Consider the following 15,682-nt stretch of genomic DNA (forward strand, 5'->3'; position numbering starts at 1 on the left):
AGGATATTTCGCCGGAGGCGCTTGGCTTCGCGAAGCTAGTAGAGGAGAGGAAGGTTGCAGACGAGAAAATGGTCTTCGTAGAAGGGTGCCCCAACCCCAAGAGCGTCACCATCCTCGTCAGAGGCGGCGCGGACCACATAGTTGATGAAGCTGAAAGAGCGATTCACGACGCTCTCAGCGTTGTGAGGAACGTTATACGCGAGCCTGCCGTCGTTGCAGGAGGTGGCGCTGTCGAGATGGAGGTTGCGATGAAGCTGAGAGAGTTTGCGAGAACGCTGCCGAGCAAAGAGCAGCTGGCCGTGCTCCGGTACGCGGAAGCTGTCGAAAGCGTAGTATCAATACTTGCCCAGAACGCTGGCGCGGAGCCCATCGACATCCTCACCGAGCTCCGAAGGCTACACGCCAAGGGTGAAAAGTGGAGCGGAATTAACAGCTACACAGCTAAGGTTGAGAACATGTGGAATGCTAACGTCCTAGAGCCGGCTCTCGTCAAGAAGCAGGTGTTTAAGTCAGCAACAGAGGCAGCAATAATGATCCTAAGGATCGACGACGTGATCGCCGCTCAGCCGCCAAAGTCGAAGGGTAAGAAGGAGGAAAAAGAGGAGAAAACTCCCGAGTTTGACTAGAGCTGTTAGATAAAAACTTTTTATATACCGTTTAGCTCCCTCTTTCTCTGTTCTTATGACGGCAGAGCAGAGTGCTCACGAGGAGAAAATCAAAATTGAAATCGGACCACCTTGGCTAACCAGGTACGAGAAAGCGAGGATAATAGGGATAAGAGCGTTGCAGATCGCGCTTGGGGCACCAGTCCTAGTTAAAGCAGAGAGAGGGAGCAGTCCTGTAGAAATAGCTGAGAAAGAGCTTAGAGAGGGGGTACTCCCAATAATCATCGTACGCTGGACTCCTAGCGGGCGGTACCAGGAGATACCGCTCAAGTACTTGAGAATGCAGCCTTAGCTTTCCTTTCCGACTCCTATTTTACCGGTTTTAACCTCTACTTCAAACACGTCTCCTATGCTCGGCCTCTCGAGCAGTTTATCCCACTCGTCCTCCGTTAAGATTAAAGTCAACCTAGGTAGGCGGTAAGAACCTTGACTCATGCCCGGCAGCATTCTAAAGATCTGGCTAAGGACCGGCACGAGCTCTCTCGACAGCTCGCTTTCCTCTCTCTGGATTACTACGGGGCCGGGGAGCTCGCGCTCCTCGCTCAGCTCTATTCTCACGAGCTTCTCGCCTGTGGGTGAGTCTATGAGAGATATGTTCGTAACCCTTGCTCTGAATACTACTGCTGACATTACCCCTCTTGCCGACATCCGGCTGATAAATATGCTTGCGTTGTACTCTTCAGGAAACTTCGAAGGAATTGTATGGAAAAATTACCATGTAGGAAATAAAATTCTCGTGGAGCCCCGGCCGGGATTCGAACCCGGGACCTCCGGCTATCTTAGGAATTCTCTCACACCCTTACGAGGCCGGCGCTCTACCGGCTGAGCTACCGGGGCTCTTTAGGAAAGAAAGCCTCATGCTAATTTACTTTTCTCTAACCTACCGCTTCTTTGCGCGTAAGAAAGATAAGGCAAAGCGCCTCAAGGTTCTTAGCTGACGGACATCGGGTGTTGATGACTGACCTGCCGCCGGAGCTACAGCGATGACGACACAGTTTTTTCGCGGCAGTGAGGGGAAAAAGAAAAATACAAGAAACTAGCATCCAGAACGCGGCGGGGCCCGTCGTCTAGTGGCAGGATGCCGCCCTCACAAGGTTTGCTCCCGAGAGCGGCGGTGGTCCCGGGTTCGAGTCCCGGCGGGCCCACCAATCTTCTTCATCTAGCCTCCTGCAGCGATACAACCTCGGGAGACCTTAAAAGCTGCAGAGAAAAAAGCACGGTAACTTATTCCTTGAAACAAGCTTCACTTACCAGCAAAAGGGTTTTTACCGGTAGAACCCCTCTAAGGTAGGGGGTGGGCCGGCGGGCGGGCTACGGCTCACTTCGGCGACGAAGTGAGCTGTGGAACCCCCTCACCTCTGCGGCTCCGCGGCGGCGTAAGCCGCTCGGTGAAGAGCCGAGGGTGAGAAGCCCCGGCCACCAGTGGATATGACCCGGTAAGGGAGATGACGTGGCCGGTGTGCGTGAAAGAAGAATCCCCGCGGAGGAGGGTCAAGCAGCACCGATGAGGTGCCGCAGTGAGGTGCGGGTGGACCCTTAGACTAATCCCGCCTAGAAACAGAAGAGGGGGTACGACCGGCCCATCCCCGACAAGATTTTTTACGAGAGAGGATGGACGACCTTAGAGAATGCATCATGTACGAGGTGATTGATCTATTTGCGGGAGCCGGCGGGTTCTCCCGGGGGTTCAAGGAAGAGGGCTTCAGAATTGTAGCAGCTGTAGAGAATATGCCCCCTGTCGCAGAAACATACGAAGCTAACTTTCCCGAGGCTGCTGTAATTCAGGAAGATATAAAGAACGTGCACTCTCTGGACTTGCTGAGGATAGCTGGACGGAAACCTGATGTCGTGATCGGAGGACCCCCCTGCGAGGCTTTCTCGCGGGCTAATCCCAGAAGGCGGGAGGACCCCTATGAGAGGCTGTATGATGATCCTCTCGGCTCGCTGGTTTTGCACTTCATTAGAGTGGTGGGCGATCTCCAGCCTCGGGTTTTTGTAATGGAGAATGTGCCAGGCATAATGGACGATGGTCTTGACGGTGTCATTAGAGAAGAGTTCGCCCGCGTAGGTTACGATAGAGTGTACTTCAACGTCCTCCGCGCCGAGGATTACGGCACTCCTTCTCATAGGCTCCGTGTTTTCATCTCGAACATTCCAATTAGGCCTAAGCGCTCTGGGCGCTACGTGAGGGTGATAGACGCTATCGGAGACCTACCCGAGCCGGACCCCTCCTGCGAAATACCCAACCATGCTCCAGTACCTCTGAGCGCTAAGAAGCTAAAGCGGGTGGCAAAGCTTAGGTGGGGTGAAAGCCTTGTCCGCTATAGCGGCTATAGGGGGAGAATTCTAGGAAACATAACTAGGCTGCACCCCTATAGGCTTGCGCCGACAGTCATGGGCTCCTCCAGGTTTGTTCACCCCTTCGAGAACAGGCTCCTAACAGTACGCGAGCAGGCAAGGCTCATGGGCTTCCCCGATACGCACGTCTTCCTCGGGGGCCGTGACGTGCAGTTCAACGAGGTGGGTGAGGCTGTTCCTGTGCCTCTAGCTCGAGCAATCGCGAGGGTTGTGAAAGAGTACCTTGCAAGCAGCTAAGCAAGGCTTTTAAACACGAGTGCTAAGCTTGGCTGCTATCGAGGTGTGTAGAAGATGACAGATGTGTTTTCCGGCCTCTCCGGCAGTTCCGAGGAAGAAATGTTGCAGGTCAACGCGATAGACCTGCTCTCAGAATCGATAGGCAAGAGCGTGCTTGTCAGGCTAAAAGGTGGCCGCGAGCTGAGAGGGACTTTAAAGGGGTACGACTACCATCTGAACCTGGTGTTAGAGAATGCTGAAGAAACCAAGGGCTCGAAAACCCGACAGCTCGGAACAATCGTGATTCGCGGCGACAATATAGTACTCATAAGCCCTGGCCCAGAGTAGGTGGTACTTTATGGTCAAGGGTACAACGAGCTTTGGAAAGAGGGGTAGAGGAATAACGCACATACGATGCAGAAGGTGCGGCCGTCACAGCTACAATGTAAGGAAAGGCTACTGCGCCCACTGCGGCTTCGGCCGCTCCAGGAGAATACGAAAATATACTTGGCAGAACAAGAAACCAGTCACGCGGGTGCGACTACCGAGTAAGTAGGTTCCTGACCAAGTACATCGCTATCACGGCGAGTGCTGTCGGTCCGACATCCTGCTCGATACCGTCCACGTAGACCTGTTCCCCTAGAGCAGCTTCCCTTGCCGAAAGACCTGGTTCGGTCCCCCCAAACACGAGGAGAACGCGGCTCACGTTTCCTGAGGCAAGCTCCTTGAATCTCTGGGTCAATGGTTTATCGGAGAACCTCCTCTGAAGGACGAGAACCAGTGAATCCGCTTTCAAAACTTCTGCAGCATCCTCTAAGTCAGGTAGTACGAGAAGGCTTTTCCCCTCTCTCAGTGCCACTTTCTGCGCTTCAGGCACTCCAACTTGCGCTGCCGCTCCCGCAGGTTTCGTAACGACGAAGACCGGGAATCCCAGCCCGTACGCTGCTCTAGCGATCTCGACAACCCGCTGAGGGCTGTTCACGTTGTGCAGCACCGGTAAGACTTCTAGCCTCACCACGCTTCTTACAGGTCTCAACTCAGCAGAAATAAGTTACCCTGGCTGTGCACCGATGCGCCACTGTAAAGGCTTTAATAGCCGTGTGCTTCACAACCAGGAAAGGTGCTGCGAGTGACTGAGGCGAATTTTCCAAAGTACGAAGAGCTCCTTGAGAGAGCTTACAGGTTACTTCCCGAGAGGCGTGCAGGTACAGGAGAGAGATTTACGATGCCGAAGTTCGAGGTCTCGGTCACCGGGAGGAAGACATTCATACTGAACTTTTCGCAAGTTTGCGACTTTCTCAACCGCGATCCACGTCTCCTGAACAGGTACATTTTGAAGGAAATAGCTCTTCCGGGTTCCGTCGAGGGGCACACAGCGGTGATACAGGGAGAGGTGAGACCTCAGCTTCTAAACAAGCTTCTCGAGAGGTTCGTCAGAGAGTACGTTATCTGCCCTGTTTGCGGCAGCCCTGACACACAACTGCAGAAGGGCCAGCGGGGAGTGTTTCTAATGCGCTGCATGGCTTGCGGTGCAGTCACGCCCGTCAAGAGCTTCTAGCATGCTTGCCCCACGCCGATGCTCACCACCCATGGTTTTTCAGACCTCTGAGGGGCCGCCTTTGCGGCCTCCACGGTTTGGGCTGCGGGGAGAAATCACCCTCAGCGGGACCTGATGGCCGGTAACATGGGCCCCGGTGAAAAGAGCGCCGGAGGCAAAGGCCCAAGAGCCGTAAGGCCCGACCCCAGTGATATCTAGCATCTAATGCACTAGGGAGCAGTAAGTTTATAATCCGTGTAGTGTTAGGGTCTGCGGAGTGGAGAGTATGTCCCAGAAGAAGCCGCACCTAAACCTGGTAGTAATAGGGCACATTGACCACGGTAAGAGCACGCTGATGGGCCGCTTCCTTTACGAGGTCGGAGCTATAGATGCGAGAGTAATTCAGCAGTACGAGGAAGAAGCCAAAAAGCTGGGCAAAGAATCCTTCAAGTACGCCTGGGTTCTCGACAGATTAAAGGAGGAGCGGGAGAGGGGAATCACCATTGACCTGGGCTTCTACAAGTTCGAAACTCAGAAGTACTTCTTCACGCTCATAGACGCGCCCGGCCACAGGGACTTCGTGAAGAACATGATAACTGGCGCCAGCCAAGCCGACGTTGCTCTTCTGGTGGTCTCAGCGAAGGAGGGTGAGTTCGAAGCGGGCATCAGCCCCGCAGGCCAGACTAGGGAGCACGTTTTCCTCGCGAAGACGATGGGCATCGACCAGCTCCTCGTAGCTGTAAACAAGATGGACACGGTCAACTACAGCCAGCAGAGGTACGAGGAGATCAAAACCCAGCTCGTAAGGCTCCTCAGGATGGTCGGTTACAAGCCGGAGGAAACGCTATTCATTCCCACTTCCGCATGGGAGGGCGTAAACGTCAGCAAGAGAAGCCCTGATAAGACTCCGTGGTATAACGGCCCCTGCCTGTACGAGGCATTCGACAACTTCAAGGAGCCGCCTAGGCCCATCGACAAGCCGCTGCGTATACCGATTCAGGACGTGTACTCGATCAAGGGCGTGGGCACCGTACCCGTCGGCCGTGTCGAAACCGGTGTGCTCCGAGTAGGAGACAAGGTGATCATTAACCCGCCCAAGGCTGTCGGAGAGGTGAAATCCATCGAGACGCACCACACACCGCTTCAGGAGGCTATACCCGGCGACAACATAGGTTTCAACGTGAAGGGAGTTGAGAAGAGCCAGATTAGGAGGGGCGACGTGGCAGGGCCGCCGACCAACCCGCCGACGGTTGTCGACGAGTTTGTTGGAAGAATATTCGTAATCTACCATCCTACTGCGATTGCAGCGGGCTACACCCCGGTGCTCCACATCCACACGGCGACCGTACCCGTGACCTTCGCTGAGCTCATTCACAAACTCGACCCGCGGACAGGCTCTGTGCAGGAGGAGAACCCGCAGTACATCAAGCAAGGTGACTCCGCTGTTGTGAAGTTCAAGCCAAGGAAGCCCGTGGTCGTCGAGAAGTTCTCCGAGCTGCCTCAGCTGGGCCGCTTCGCCATCAGGGACTCCGGAAGAACAATCGCCGCCGGCATCGTAATCGACGTGAAGAAGGCCGAAGGGTATTAAGGGAAACCGAAGCATTCTCTCGCGGAAGTTTTTAATACCCCTTTTCTTGCTCGCAGAGGGGCATCCATGCCGGGTAAGATCAGGATCAAGCTCACGAGTACTTCAATAGAGGACCTTAACACAGTTTGTGAAGAGATAAAGGAGATAGCGAGACGCACAGGCGTTAATATGAAGGGGCCTATCCCCCTACCTGTTGAAAGACTGAAGGTGGTTACCAGGAGAGCACCTTCCGGCCAGGGCTACGAGACCTTCGACCGGTTCGAGCTTAGAATCCATAAGCGCCTAATAGACATGGACGCGGACGAGAGGGCTACACGGTTGCTCATGAGGACAAGGGTGCCTCCCACAGTCCGGATAGAGATAAAGGTTGTCTAGAGTACACAGAACACTCCTTGCAATTGCTGCAGCCCTTTCTACGTTTCTCAACGCTCTGAACCGCTGGAAGCTGCACTTCTCCTCTTTTCGAGTTCACTCTAGGTAAGGAAGCCTCAGCAGACACTGTACCGCGCAGAACAACGTTCCTACCTGCATTACAGCGCGGCAATTTCGAGGAAAAACACACTACTCGCGAAGAGAGAGCGCCATCTTCAGCAAGGAGAAAACTCTAAGCTTGTGGCGGGCCCGCCGGGATTCGAACCCGGGACCTACGGCTATCTTCTCGTATTAGGACAGCGGCGCCTGGAGGCGTGGCCGCCGCGCTTCCTGGCTGCGCTACGGGCCCTTCGCCAGGCTTGACAGGGGACGGTAGCCCTATAAGCTTTTTCCTCTAGAGCGCGCGAGCTCGCTGCGGAAGGTTTATCGCTTAAAGTGCCTTTCTATCCTGTGAAGTTGAGAGAGGTTGCACGGCTGATACGAGCCGAGCACGGTGTTATGGTCAGCATAGCTGTCTTAGCTGGTTACCTGGCCTCTGGAGGGAAAAGCCTCTTAGGAGCTCTTATCGCGTGCATAGCAACCTTTTTCATAGAGGCAGCTTTATTCGCCACCAACGATATATTTAACCTTGAGGAGGACCGGCTAAACAGGCCGAACAGGCCGCTGGTTCAGGGTACAGTAACCTTAAGGGAGGCTTGGAGCATAACAATCCTGAGCGCAATTCTGGGCATTATTCTTTCGGCTCTTCTGGGAACGTTTCCTTTCGTGCTAGCCTGCGCGGCTCTCGCGCTCGGACTCCTCTACAACTACTATCTGAAGCGCACAGCCTTCTTCGGAAACCTCATAGTAGCGGCTCTAACATCTCTCTCCTTTATGTACGGAGCTTTCTGCGCAACTACCAGCCCTCCAGCTAGAATCGCGGTTTTCACACTGATAGCCTTCGCAGCAAACCTAGGCAGAGAGATAATTAAGGGTATAAGGGATCTGGAAGGGGATATGCGTGCAGGAATCTGTACGCTTCCCTGCGAAATCGGTGTCGCCCCCTCCGCGGCAGTTTCCTCGGCGTTCATTTTTTCGGCGGTTGCACTAAGCATTGCAGCAGCAAGGTACTTTACGCCAATCTACCTGGCGTTGATCATCGCGACCGATTTAATTTTTGCATATGCTGCTCTGACTGTCCTCTTAAAGCCTGTAGAGAACGCGGAAAGAGCCCGAAATTTAACACTGATTGGAATGCTTCTCGCAATACTCGCACTCCTGCTGTCGAGCCTCTAGTTAGTCCACACCTGCGCTGAACCCCCTCCGTGTTTTCCCACCTTACCGTAGCTGCAAGTTGAAAGCTGCTCCAGGGTTCCAAAACTTCGCATCCCCACTGCTTAGCTTGGCGAGAAAGAGCTTAGCGTGCCAGCGCTTGACTCGAGAGGCGCGCGTGCGCCCCGAGGCGCTGAACGTCACGCTCACCGGCTCCAAGCCGCAGTTTTAAACCTTCACCTCGCGCGGAGGCGCCGCGCTAGCCCCGGAGCACGAGAGAGAAAAAAGGAGGAATAGCTTGAGGGTTTTCAGCGCGGCAGGGCCTCCTCTAGTACCTGCTTAACTTTTTCCTCGAGAAGCTTCCCCGCGTGGAGGAAGGTCGCGCCCTCCTCTGTGACAACCCTCACGTCTTCCGGCGGGATAATGTTCCCAGCCCTCAGCGCCACCACCAACCCCTGGGGCCTAGGCCCCCGGGGAGAGCCCCCTATCCCGGGACGCGGCCGGGCTCTGCGCTCGGCCAAGTGCCCGGGGGCTCCGCGCGCGACGAGGGGCATACCGACCCCGCCGACCGGCGCTCCGGCGACGGCGCGCTGGGAGGCGGGCGAGCAGGCCGCCACGAGCAGCCGACCCCATGACGCCCGCCCCGGCCATCCCGCGAGGAGGTCGCGGGGCGGGCCCTCGGAGGCGAAAAGCCTATGAAGGGGGGAGTGATCCGGCGCGGAACATTGGGGTTCATTTCATTTCTCGAAAAGAAGCAGAGTTGTTCAACGACCGGGCCAAAAAGTAAAGGTTTATAGTAGCGGTAGTTCGTTCTTTGCTCGATGGTGAGCAGAAAAGTAGCGGAGCTCCTTGAGCCGAAAGCGCTGGCGATCATAGCAGTCGCTGTTACTATAATGCTTTCCGCAGGCATCTTCTACGTTCTTTCGGAGAGGCCGCCGTTTTCTCTCGGAGTGCGCCTCGTCTACCCCGGAGGAGGTGCGCAGACGGTAAGCGAATTTTTTATAGTGGCTTTTCTCTACGCTATGGGCTTCGCGGGGCTCATGCTGATCTACGAAGCGCCTCGACACAGGTACAGGCGCAGCTTCATGATCTCCACTCTACTATCTGGAGCCGCTCTTCTCGTCATTTCCACGCTCTTGCTGCTGCTAGTTTACGGGATGAAGTGAGAGGAGTTCCTCCAGCACCGGAGGGTAAGAGTGGCAGTGCCCGAAAGCTTGAGAAGCGCCTTCAGAATTCTCGGTAGCCGCGGCTTGAAAGTACTCTATGGCCCACCCCTCTCGTGTAAGACCAGCCTCGCCCTCGCGTTCATTCACTCCCGCGGGGAGAAACCAGCCACGTACGTTGGCCTCGGCAAGCACTACCGCACCGCTGAAGAGCTTAAAGGTTTCGTGAAAACTTACGGGATTCTGAACTTCAAGGAAGAGCTGGACTTCCTGCTGAGCTTACACTCAACCCTGAGGGAGGGAGAGTTCTTAGCGTACGATGGTTTCGGAGCCACACTGCTTCCTCTTCGGAGCGAGCTTAAAGAAAGCTCGGTAATTCGGCTGGCAATGCTTGTCGTTGCTCTTCTCAAAGTAGCTGCGCAGACCCATTCAGCCTCAGTTCTCGTGCTCACAACAGAGACCGGTAAAAGTAGACCGCTGATGTTCAAGGCTCTCAGCAGTTACTCGGACTTGTTTATAAGGGTGCAGAGAGAGGAGAAAACACTTCAGCTAATTATGCAGCAACCCAACTTGCTTGAGCTCCATAGGGTTATCTTACCGCTCGACGAGATTTACCGCGCTATAGCACCCCTGAAGAAATATTGATCTAGCAAGCTGCTACGGAAAATCGCGGATGCGCCTCAGCGTGCCTAGAGACTGCATTCACGGTAGGCGTGTTCTAGCCAGCATCATGCCGTACTTGATCGAGAAACACTTTCTCGATGAAAGGGGTGAAGAGCTTTACTTGCCGTGCGATATCCTGGATGAGCGTTTTGCACACGTGCTAGTGCCACTCTACATTGATGCTTTGCGGTTAGGAGTGAAGCTCGTCGAGGTCGGCGTGGATCCTGGTACTGCGAGGTGCGGTATAGCGCTAGCCATCGGCGAGGAAGTGATTGCGACTTTTACCTTACCGCAGCAAGCTCTCGCCGACTTTCTAGGCATTCTGAAGCGCTACTTCGAGATGAGACTTTACTGGGGAGGAGCTATCGAGCCGGAAGAGACAATCGTGGAGGGAATCTCAGATGTAGTCCACGTTAGCGAGAAAGATCTTCCCCTCGTAAAGCTGGAGCACTGTGGCTCCAGTGATCACGAAAGGGACGCTGTGAGAATTCTCGTTAAAGGACGATTAAAGCTGGCGAACGCGAAGCTGAGAGAAGAAATAAAGGATTAAAAGCTTAAAGCGAGGTTTTCGAGTATAGATGCGGAATGTTCACTGTGAAGTGCGAGAAGTGCGGGTTTGTATTTTATAAGGGGGCAAAGCCTCCCACTCTCTACCGTATCTACGTGCAGTACGGAGGCAGGTGCCCCAGGTGTGGGCGGGAAATAGGTTGGGTGCCGAAGGAGATAGAAGTAGAGCATAAGAGAAAAGTTCAGATGAAGAAGTAGTCAGGGCGGGCCCCAGAGGCCCGCGACGGCCGAAGGGGAAGATGAGCACCGGCGCGGATCACGTGGATCCGACAGAGCTACGCCGAGAGCGCTATGCTTTTAAAGCTGCTGGCGTGTTTCGTGCGGGTACTGCGCTTCGGTGATGCGAGATGCCGCTGAGACCTGGAAGGTGCTACAGGCACTTCGGCACACCACCTTACACTAGGCTAGAGTACATAAAGAGCAACCCGCCTGTACTCGTGCCAAAATTCGACCTAGGTAACCCACGTGGTAGTTTTGACACAGTATTGAAGCTCGTCGTAGAGAAAGCTGGCCAGATCCGGGCCAATGCCCTTGAGGCGGCGCGCCAGCACGCTAACAAGTTCTTGTCAGCAAAGCTCGGAGATTCGAGCTACTTTATGCGGATCGCAGTCTATCCCCACCATATCCTGCGCGAGAACAAAATGATGGCAATGGCAGGCGCGGACCGACTGCAAGATGGGATGAGACTATCCTTCGGCACCCCTATCGGCAGAGCCGCGCGTGTGCGAAGTGGTCAGGCTGTAATACTGGTTTTCGTGAGCGAGAAGAATGTGGAGACCGCTAAGGAAGCGCTCAGGCGCGCGGCCTCGAAGCTGCCGCTGCCTACGAGGATAGTTGTGGAGAAGGTATCAGGAGCTCAAGGAGAAGGGGCCGTGATTGATGCCGCAAGCACCTAGCTACCACAAGGAAAGGTTAGAAGCGGCTGTTGAAATTTGGGGAGAAATTCTCAACGGGTCTGTGACCACTCGCGAGCAGCTTGCAGAGCTATTGCGGCAAGTGTACACTTCCTTAGATATTGAGCCAATACGGGGAAAAACTAAGATTGACATCTACGATAAAGAGCTTGCCACAGTCTTCCTAGTAGGTAAGTACGGCCTAGGATTAGAGGAAGAGCTCGAGAAGTACCAGCACTTATTCAGCGTGGAGATTGCGGCCAGCCGAGTTCTAGAGAACATTCTTAACGGAGATGACCCTCGGAAGGCCCTAGCTGAGCACTTCTACAGGGTTGATGAGAACGCAGTTTTTCGCGTGCTCAGGCTAGCGATGACCGCTAACGTGCTAAATTATATGAGCGAGGAGCAGTTTCTCAAAGTTCTGCAGAAGTTTGAAGCCAGCTTTCCGGAATACTCTTCAAACTTCTTGGGTTTCAAAAGATTCTACATAGCGTATAAGCTGGCCGAGAGCATAGCTCGCGGTGATGTAAGAAACAGAATCGAGAAAGAAGCCCTGAAGCATGCGTTGTGTTTAAGGTTGGGTACGGAAAAAGCCGCACCTCCCGATTGGTTAGTTCGCGAAGTCGCCGTAAAAGTTCTGCGCGTACCCGAGCATAGAGCTAACGACTCTCTAAGCATGTCTAGAGAGGAGCAGAAGCATAGAGGAGGTTTTAGAGAGCGGAGAACAAGACGGGCTGCCGAGCAATCCGGGTAAGCTTTTTAAGCAGAGACGAGGGTTGATGCGGGCGTTTCATGCCTAAGAAGAGGAAGAGCAGGGGTAGGCATAAAGGAGGAAAAGGCAAGGAGGATATCGTGCAGTGCGACGAGTGTGGAGCTCTGCTCCCCAGATCAAAGGCAGTGAAGATGACGAAGCCCGTCACACCTCTCGACCCTCAGCTCGCTAAAGAGCTGCGCGATAAGGGGGCTGTGATACCACAGTACACAGTCACGAAGTACCTCTGTTTAAGGTGCGCGATTCACAGAGGAATAATCAAGATAAGACCAGAGGACGAGCGGAAAAAGGTAAAGATGCGCTTCGAGTTCTTCTGATGAATGACCATCGCAGTGAAGCGTGTCTTCGTTCTGCACTCGAATACCGGAGTCACGGCACCTACTTTCACTGAAGCGTCTCTAGCGACCGAAGGGGGCCGTATGGACGTCGTAGCCCGCTCGCTGATCAGCGCGCTCTATGACACAGGAAGGCCTAGACGAGACACGCTTTTCATTGCCGTGCTGCACGGACCTCCAACGCCTCCTTTAGCGATATACTTGAGGCCCTGGCTCCAGGCGGAGCGGAAACCCAGCGAGAGGGAGGCTGGGGCACACCTACTGCGGGTATTAAAAGGAGCAAAGGCTCATGCGTCTGAAGTAAAGCGGGAGGAGACAATAGAAGCTGTGCGCAGCCTTAAGAAGCTCGGCTACCGGATCCACTTGATGTTAGAGAGAGGAGACGATATTAGAGGTGTGCGTCTCGAAGAGGGGAATGTCTTCGTTTTGGGCGACCACATAGGGTTTCCGGAGGAGGTTCAGGAGGAGCTGGAGTCGGAGTGTGATGAAGTTATTAGCCTTGGAAAGGTATCTTACCTCGCCAGTCACTGCATACTCTACCTTCACGAGATACTCGACCGCTTTGAACAGTTCGAGAGGTACCGGGCCCCTTCTACCTGAGGGGCTGACCGGGCATTCTTCGACCTCTTCACACCACTGTAGATTCAGGAACGTATAGCAGCGCTCTGCGGACCAAGGGTTCCACTCGAACCGATTGGCAGCGCGGGCAGCGCAGTGCAGCTTTCCCGAAAATGTTGCCGCAGGTTCTGCAGTACTTAAGGCCGGTAGCAGTCACTGTAAATAGCTTTACACCGCTGTTCTCGAGGAGCTCGGCCATACGCCGCAGCTGCACCGCACTGATAGAGTCTGCTTTCACCTCTAGAACGCTTAGAGTGCTGCCGATCCTTAGGCTGGCGAGACTCTCGAGAGATAGCAGTTCTTCAAAGCGCCGGCCTCCCCTAAACGGAGATAGAGGGTCTAGGGTTCTATCCCCCACCCCAAAGAACTCGGGGTTTACAGCTTCAGGTGGTGCATAAAAAGTAATGTCGACGCTTAGCTCGTCAACGACCTGCTTTATCTTCTTGCTCGACAGCTCGACAAGCTCCCGAGCCCACTCCGCCAGTTGATAGGCGTATACGTCGGGCTTTGAAGCGCCCGCAGGAAGCCCCCTGCCTAGGAAGCCTTCCTCCACATCTACAAGCGACACTTGCGCGCGAAAAATCGGTTTTTCAGGGAGCGATTCCGCTAAGTAGGCCAGCGATGCGCTGGCTATCTTCTTCAATCTCAGGAATAGGCCCCCAACTTTGGAGATTACTTTCTCGAGAAGCTCCAAAGGGTTTTTCCCAAGCCTTTCAGCCCTGCGAACTACCTGGTAGATAGATACCGTGCACGCTCCTAAGTGCACCTGGACGTCTTCTTTAATGCTCCAAGTTAACATCTGCGAAGACGGGATGAGATCCTGGAAGCTGAAAAGAACAGCCGTACCCCCATTTAGCGCCCGAGCTATGTACTGTGCACTATCACCCTCTAGATCAGCGGAACTTCGAAGGCGAACAGCGAGCAAGAGGCTTCTGAGCGTTTGCGTCCTAAAACCCTCCTCTCGGGATATTTCGGGAAATGCTTCAGTGTCTAGAATAAGCGATACGAAAAGGTAGCGGGAAAGCGCCAGCAAGGCCTCCAACATCTCTCTTGATGAATCCTCGGTAACCCTCACTACAACCTCCCGGAGGGGGAGAGAGCTCCCTACAATTTCCCGGAGGAAACTGCTGCCGAGCGAGGGCACGTACGTGGCTAAGACGCCTGAATCCGGCGATGTGAATAAGTTTACCAGCCTGAGGGAAGCAAAATCTAGGAGACCGCACTCGCTGAGCAGTTGAATTGCACCTGCCGATGCCTCTAGCTCCATGCCTGAAGCATGCTTTACCGCTCTTTCTCCAGCCGGTGAACACCCTTCCTTCAGAGCGTTGGCGCTTAAGACGATAGCAGCTAGCTGTGCCGGTATGAGAGTTCCATGCTGAGAAAGGTCTTCGAGAGTTTTTGCTACGACTTTAACTCTCTTAGACCTTGCCCCAGGTTCCTTCAGGGGGCAGGATTCTGCCGCTAATTGATCGAGGTAAACTTTCAAGGGTTTAAGAGTGCCTAGGCTGTTGACAACCAGCAATTCGTTCTCCTCTGCTAGAAAATCGATCTCGAGCTCGAGTATTAATCTCAGCGCTTTGTGACCCCTAGGAGAGAGCAGATACAGGTCATCTGCCTGCGTGACGAGGCCGGCTTCCCTTAACTGCTTTAAGTGATATGCAAGCTGCTCGGGACTGGCTCCTACCTCTTGTGCTATAGCTGATAACTTCTTGCCCCCCCTGCTCAGCGCTTTAAGCACGTTTACGCGGATGGGGCTTGCTAGAGCGTGAAGCACGTCGAGCACCACACTGAGCTCAGGGTATATGGCATGAGTGGAAAAAAGAGCGTTTCGCGCTAGAGAAACCCTCTAGTTTGAGAAGAAGAATCTCAACATATTACTCTCATCACTCGGAGCAGCGCTAAATGTTCAGCTAATCCTTAGAGTAGCCTAACGGGAAGAGGTGATGAAGCCGGAAGTTTATAGGAATTACAACGAATTTTCCGCACTAGTCGTGAACACGCTCTTAGATATGGTGAGGAGAACGAAGGGTAGCGTCGTGACGTTTAATCCCAAGAAGGTAGCCGTCCTCGCGGGAATAGACACGCACCCCGTCGTCTTAACGCTAGTTAAGGATGTTATAGAGAGACTTCGCGAAAAGGGGCTCGTCACAGTGTTCGGTAGAAGCAAACACGGTATCAAGTACGCAGTACATAAAGAAAGCCCTCTGTGGTCCTTAGCCAAGGAGGGTTTCTCGGTATCGCCGTCCAACCCCTTCGACTTCGACAATCTGCTTCTCAAGGTTCGCGTGAGAGGCAGGTTCAAAAGCCAGGCAACCTATTAATCACGTTCTTCTGACGAAAAGTAGGAGCCCCGTGGAGACCTTCGTAAGGAGGGTTTTGAAGCTGGCGGAAGCGGCGGCAGCTGCAGCGGGCTTGAAATCCCCGAACGTAAGCGTCGTTAGAGTGCTTGAAAAGGATCCTGGCTTTAAGCTGGACCTGGTAAAAGTGACCGAGGGGGCCTTTATCGAGCCGGCCTCTATGTCTATCTACGTCGTGAGAGCGACACCGGACTTGACCGTTTTGAGGATCGCGGCAGCGTACTACGCGCTAGCAATGCTGGAAACTTTCGGCTTCTTAGATGTCGAGAAAGCCGCCAGCATGGCTCGGGAGACTTATTACCGGCTGCTCGTACGTCTTTAGGTGGC

At 54.1% G+C, this 15,682-nt stretch carries 23 protein-coding genes, 3 tRNA genes and 1 other RNA gene; 21 read left to right on the forward strand and 6 right to left on the reverse strand.

Features of this window, described 5'->3' with window-relative positions:
* A partial coding sequence (locus QXU72_04590) for a TCP-1/cpn60 chaperonin family protein (protein ID MEM0494537.1) occupies positions 1 to 626 on the forward strand: 626 nt, incomplete at its 5' end.
* A gap of 55 nt (positions 627 to 681) precedes the next feature.
* A complete protein-coding gene (locus QXU72_04595; GenBank protein ID MEM0494538.1) occupies positions 682 to 957 on the forward strand; it encodes a DNA-directed RNA polymerase subunit K in 276 nt (91 codons plus the stop codon).
* Here the strand turns inward: QXU72_04595 and QXU72_04600 are convergent.
* Positions 954 to 1,295, reverse strand: a complete 342-nt coding sequence (locus tag QXU72_04600) for an arcadin 1 (GenBank protein ID MEM0494539.1) — start codon at positions 1,293 to 1,295, stop codon at positions 954 to 956. The genes QXU72_04595 and QXU72_04600 overlap by 4 nt on opposite strands.
* Positions 1,296 to 1,402: 107 nt before the next feature.
* Positions 1,403 to 1,502 (reverse strand) — tRNA-Thr (locus QXU72_04605).
* Between the two features lie 219 nt (positions 1,503 to 1,721).
* Between QXU72_04605 and QXU72_04610 the strand changes: the two genes are divergently transcribed.
* The 5 genes from QXU72_04610 (at position 1,722) to QXU72_04630 (ending at position 3,795) form a co-directional block, all read left to right on the forward strand.
* Positions 1,722 to 1,813, forward strand: a tRNA-Val gene (locus tag QXU72_04610).
* Positions 1,814 to 1,959: 146 nt separating this feature from the next.
* An RNA gene (rnpB, locus tag QXU72_04615) (RNase P RNA component) lies at positions 1,960 to 2,249 on the forward strand.
* Between the two features lie 27 nt (positions 2,250 to 2,276).
* Positions 2,277 to 3,260 (forward strand): DNA cytosine methyltransferase, encoded by a 984-nt coding sequence (locus QXU72_04620; GenBank protein MEM0494540.1) that lies wholly within the window; start codon positions 2,277 to 2,279, stop codon positions 3,258 to 3,260.
* A 54-nt stretch (positions 3,261 to 3,314) separates the two neighbouring features.
* Positions 3,315 to 3,587 (forward strand): LSm family protein, encoded by a 273-nt coding sequence (locus tag QXU72_04625; protein ID MEM0494541.1) that lies wholly within the window; start codon positions 3,315 to 3,317, stop codon positions 3,585 to 3,587.
* 10 nt (positions 3,588 to 3,597) lie between these two features.
* Positions 3,598 to 3,795 carry a 50S ribosomal protein L37e gene (locus QXU72_04630; GenBank protein MEM0494542.1) on the forward strand — a complete coding sequence of 66 codons (198 nt, stop codon included), beginning with the start codon at positions 3,598 to 3,600 and terminating at the stop codon, positions 3,793 to 3,795.
* On the opposite strand, the gene QXU72_04635 is transcribed toward QXU72_04630, so the two are convergent.
* Positions 3,781 to 4,254 carry a RecB-family nuclease gene (locus QXU72_04635; GenBank protein MEM0494543.1) on the reverse strand — a complete coding sequence of 158 codons (474 nt, stop codon included), beginning with the start codon at positions 4,252 to 4,254 and terminating at the stop codon, positions 3,781 to 3,783. The two genes, QXU72_04630 and QXU72_04635, sit on opposite strands and share 15 nt — an antisense overlap.
* 114 nt (positions 4,255 to 4,368) lie before the next feature.
* Here QXU72_04635 and QXU72_04640 point away from each other — a divergent pair, with 114 nt between their 5' ends.
* From QXU72_04640 to rpsJ, 3 genes are all read left to right on the forward strand, one after another.
* On the forward strand, positions 4,369 to 4,797 hold the full coding sequence (locus QXU72_04640; protein ID MEM0494544.1) for a translation initiation factor IF-2 subunit beta: 429 nt from the start codon (positions 4,369 to 4,371) through the stop codon (positions 4,795 to 4,797).
* 265 nt (positions 4,798 to 5,062) lie between these two features.
* Entirely contained in the window at positions 5,063 to 6,364 is a 1,302-nt protein-coding gene (gene tuf, locus QXU72_04645; GenBank protein MEM0494545.1) for a translation elongation factor EF-1 subunit alpha, read from the forward strand.
* Positions 6,365 to 6,430: 66 nt separating this feature from the next.
* The gene (gene rpsJ, locus QXU72_04650) at positions 6,431 to 6,739 is read left to right on the forward strand and encodes a 30S ribosomal protein S10 (GenBank protein MEM0494546.1); all 309 of its coding nucleotides are present in this window, start codon (positions 6,431 to 6,433) and stop codon (positions 6,737 to 6,739) included.
* Positions 6,740 to 6,977: 238 nt separating this feature from the next.
* Here the strand turns inward: rpsJ and QXU72_04655 are convergent.
* A tRNA-Arg gene (locus QXU72_04655) sits at positions 6,978 to 7,085 on the reverse strand.
* Positions 7,086 to 7,186: 101 nt separating this feature from the next.
* On the opposite strand from QXU72_04655, the gene QXU72_04660 reads away from it, so the two are divergent.
* Entirely contained in the window at positions 7,187 to 8,011 is an 825-nt protein-coding gene (locus tag QXU72_04660; GenBank protein MEM0494547.1) for a UbiA family prenyltransferase, read from the forward strand.
* Positions 8,012 to 8,295: 284 nt separating this feature from the next.
* On the opposite strand, the gene QXU72_04665 is transcribed toward QXU72_04660, so the two are convergent.
* A complete protein-coding gene (locus tag QXU72_04665; GenBank protein ID MEM0494548.1) occupies positions 8,296 to 8,433 on the reverse strand; it encodes a hypothetical protein in 138 nt (45 codons plus the stop codon).
* A 375-nt stretch (positions 8,434 to 8,808) separates the two neighbouring features.
* On the opposite strand from QXU72_04665, the gene QXU72_04670 reads away from it, so the two are divergent.
* The 8 genes from QXU72_04670 to QXU72_04705 all read left to right on the forward strand — a co-directional run bounded on the left by QXU72_04670 (position 8,809) and on the right by QXU72_04705 (position 12,980).
* Complete coding sequence (locus tag QXU72_04670; GenBank protein ID MEM0494549.1) at positions 8,809 to 9,153, forward strand: hypothetical protein; 345 nt, start codon at positions 8,809 to 8,811, stop codon at positions 9,151 to 9,153.
* 84 nt (positions 9,154 to 9,237) lie between these two features.
* Positions 9,238 to 9,795 (forward strand): hypothetical protein, encoded by a 558-nt coding sequence (locus QXU72_04675; protein MEM0494550.1) that lies wholly within the window; start codon positions 9,238 to 9,240, stop codon positions 9,793 to 9,795.
* Positions 9,796 to 9,823: 28 nt separating this feature from the next.
* Positions 9,824 to 10,363, forward strand: a complete 540-nt coding sequence (locus QXU72_04680) for a hypothetical protein (protein ID MEM0494551.1) — start codon at positions 9,824 to 9,826, stop codon at positions 10,361 to 10,363.
* 35 nt (positions 10,364 to 10,398) lie between these two features.
* Entirely contained in the window at positions 10,399 to 10,578 is a 180-nt protein-coding gene (locus QXU72_04685) for a hypothetical protein (protein ID MEM0494552.1), read from the forward strand.
* A 149-nt stretch (positions 10,579 to 10,727) separates the two neighbouring features.
* Positions 10,728 to 11,276 carry a 50S ribosomal protein L16 gene (locus tag QXU72_04690; GenBank protein ID MEM0494553.1) on the forward strand — a complete coding sequence of 183 codons (549 nt, stop codon included), beginning with the start codon at positions 10,728 to 10,730 and terminating at the stop codon, positions 11,274 to 11,276.
* Positions 11,260 to 12,027, forward strand: a complete 768-nt coding sequence (locus tag QXU72_04695; GenBank protein MEM0494554.1) for a DUF2192 domain-containing protein — start codon at positions 11,260 to 11,262, stop codon at positions 12,025 to 12,027. The genes QXU72_04690 and QXU72_04695 overlap by 17 nt, the downstream gene beginning before the upstream one ends.
* A gap of 38 nt (positions 12,028 to 12,065) precedes the next feature.
* The gene (locus QXU72_04700; GenBank protein ID MEM0494555.1) at positions 12,066 to 12,362 is read left to right on the forward strand and encodes a 30S ribosomal protein S26e; all 297 of its coding nucleotides are present in this window, start codon (positions 12,066 to 12,068) and stop codon (positions 12,360 to 12,362) included.
* Between the two features lie 3 nt (positions 12,363 to 12,365).
* On the forward strand, positions 12,366 to 12,980 hold the full coding sequence (locus QXU72_04705) for a hypothetical protein (GenBank protein MEM0494556.1): 615 nt from the start codon (positions 12,366 to 12,368) through the stop codon (positions 12,978 to 12,980).
* 28 nt (positions 12,981 to 13,008) lie between these two features.
* Here QXU72_04705 and QXU72_04710 read toward each other — a convergent pair whose 3' ends face one another.
* Positions 13,009 to 14,784 carry a helix-turn-helix domain-containing protein gene (locus QXU72_04710; GenBank protein MEM0494557.1) on the reverse strand — a complete coding sequence of 592 codons (1,776 nt, stop codon included), beginning with the start codon at positions 14,782 to 14,784 and terminating at the stop codon, positions 13,009 to 13,011.
* 157 nt (positions 14,785 to 14,941) lie between these two features.
* On the opposite strand from QXU72_04710, the gene QXU72_04715 reads away from it, so the two are divergent.
* Both QXU72_04715 and QXU72_04720 read left to right on the forward strand, forming a co-directional pair.
* Complete coding sequence (locus QXU72_04715; protein MEM0494558.1) at positions 14,942 to 15,319, forward strand: hypothetical protein; 378 nt, start codon at positions 14,942 to 14,944, stop codon at positions 15,317 to 15,319.
* A gap of 31 nt (positions 15,320 to 15,350) precedes the next feature.
* Positions 15,351 to 15,677 carry a hypothetical protein gene (locus QXU72_04720; protein ID MEM0494559.1) on the forward strand — a complete coding sequence of 109 codons (327 nt, stop codon included), beginning with the start codon at positions 15,351 to 15,353 and terminating at the stop codon, positions 15,675 to 15,677.
* Positions 15,678 to 15,682 lie beyond the last annotated feature (5 nt).

The organism is Thermofilum sp. (genome assembly GCA_038741495.1).
In the GTDB taxonomy this organism is placed as follows: domain Archaea; phylum Thermoproteota; class Thermoprotei; order Thermofilales; family Thermofilaceae; genus Thermofilum.

Coding starts and splice junctions, on each gene's coding strand:
- rpsJ (MEM0494546.1), top strand. CDS start 6,431: ATGCCGGGTAAGATCAGGATCAAGCTCACGAGTACTTCAATAGAGGAC.
- QXU72_04670 (MEM0494549.1), top strand. CDS start 8,809: ATGGTGAGCAGAAAAGTAGCGGAGCTCCTTGAGCCGAAAGCGCTGGCG.
- QXU72_04695 (MEM0494554.1), top strand. CDS start 11,260: ATGCCGCAAGCACCTAGCTACCACAAGGAAAGGTTAGAAGCGGCTGTT.
- QXU72_04600 (MEM0494539.1), bottom strand. CDS start 1,295: ATGTCAGCAGTAGTATTCAGAGCAAGGGTTACGAACATATCTCTCATA.
- QXU72_04705 (MEM0494556.1), top strand. CDS start 12,366: ATGACCATCGCAGTGAAGCGTGTCTTCGTTCTGCACTCGAATACCGGA.
- QXU72_04595 (MEM0494538.1), top strand. CDS start 682: ATGACGGCAGAGCAGAGTGCTCACGAGGAGAAAATCAAAATTGAAATC.
- QXU72_04680 (MEM0494551.1), top strand. CDS start 9,824: ATGCGCCTCAGCGTGCCTAGAGACTGCATTCACGGTAGGCGTGTTCTA.
- QXU72_04630 (MEM0494542.1), top strand. CDS start 3,598: ATGGTCAAGGGTACAACGAGCTTTGGAAAGAGGGGTAGAGGAATAACG.
- QXU72_04685 (MEM0494552.1), top strand. CDS start 10,399: ATGTTCACTGTGAAGTGCGAGAAGTGCGGGTTTGTATTTTATAAGGGG.
- tuf (MEM0494545.1), top strand. CDS start 5,063: ATGTCCCAGAAGAAGCCGCACCTAAACCTGGTAGTAATAGGGCACATT.
- QXU72_04620 (MEM0494540.1), top strand. CDS start 2,277: ATGGACGACCTTAGAGAATGCATCATGTACGAGGTGATTGATCTATTT.
- QXU72_04690 (MEM0494553.1), top strand. CDS start 10,728: ATGCCGCTGAGACCTGGAAGGTGCTACAGGCACTTCGGCACACCACCT.
- QXU72_04700 (MEM0494555.1), top strand. CDS start 12,066: ATGCCTAAGAAGAGGAAGAGCAGGGGTAGGCATAAAGGAGGAAAAGGC.
- QXU72_04625 (MEM0494541.1), top strand. CDS start 3,315: ATGACAGATGTGTTTTCCGGCCTCTCCGGCAGTTCCGAGGAAGAAATG.
- QXU72_04715 (MEM0494558.1), top strand. CDS start 14,942: ATGAAGCCGGAAGTTTATAGGAATTACAACGAATTTTCCGCACTAGTC.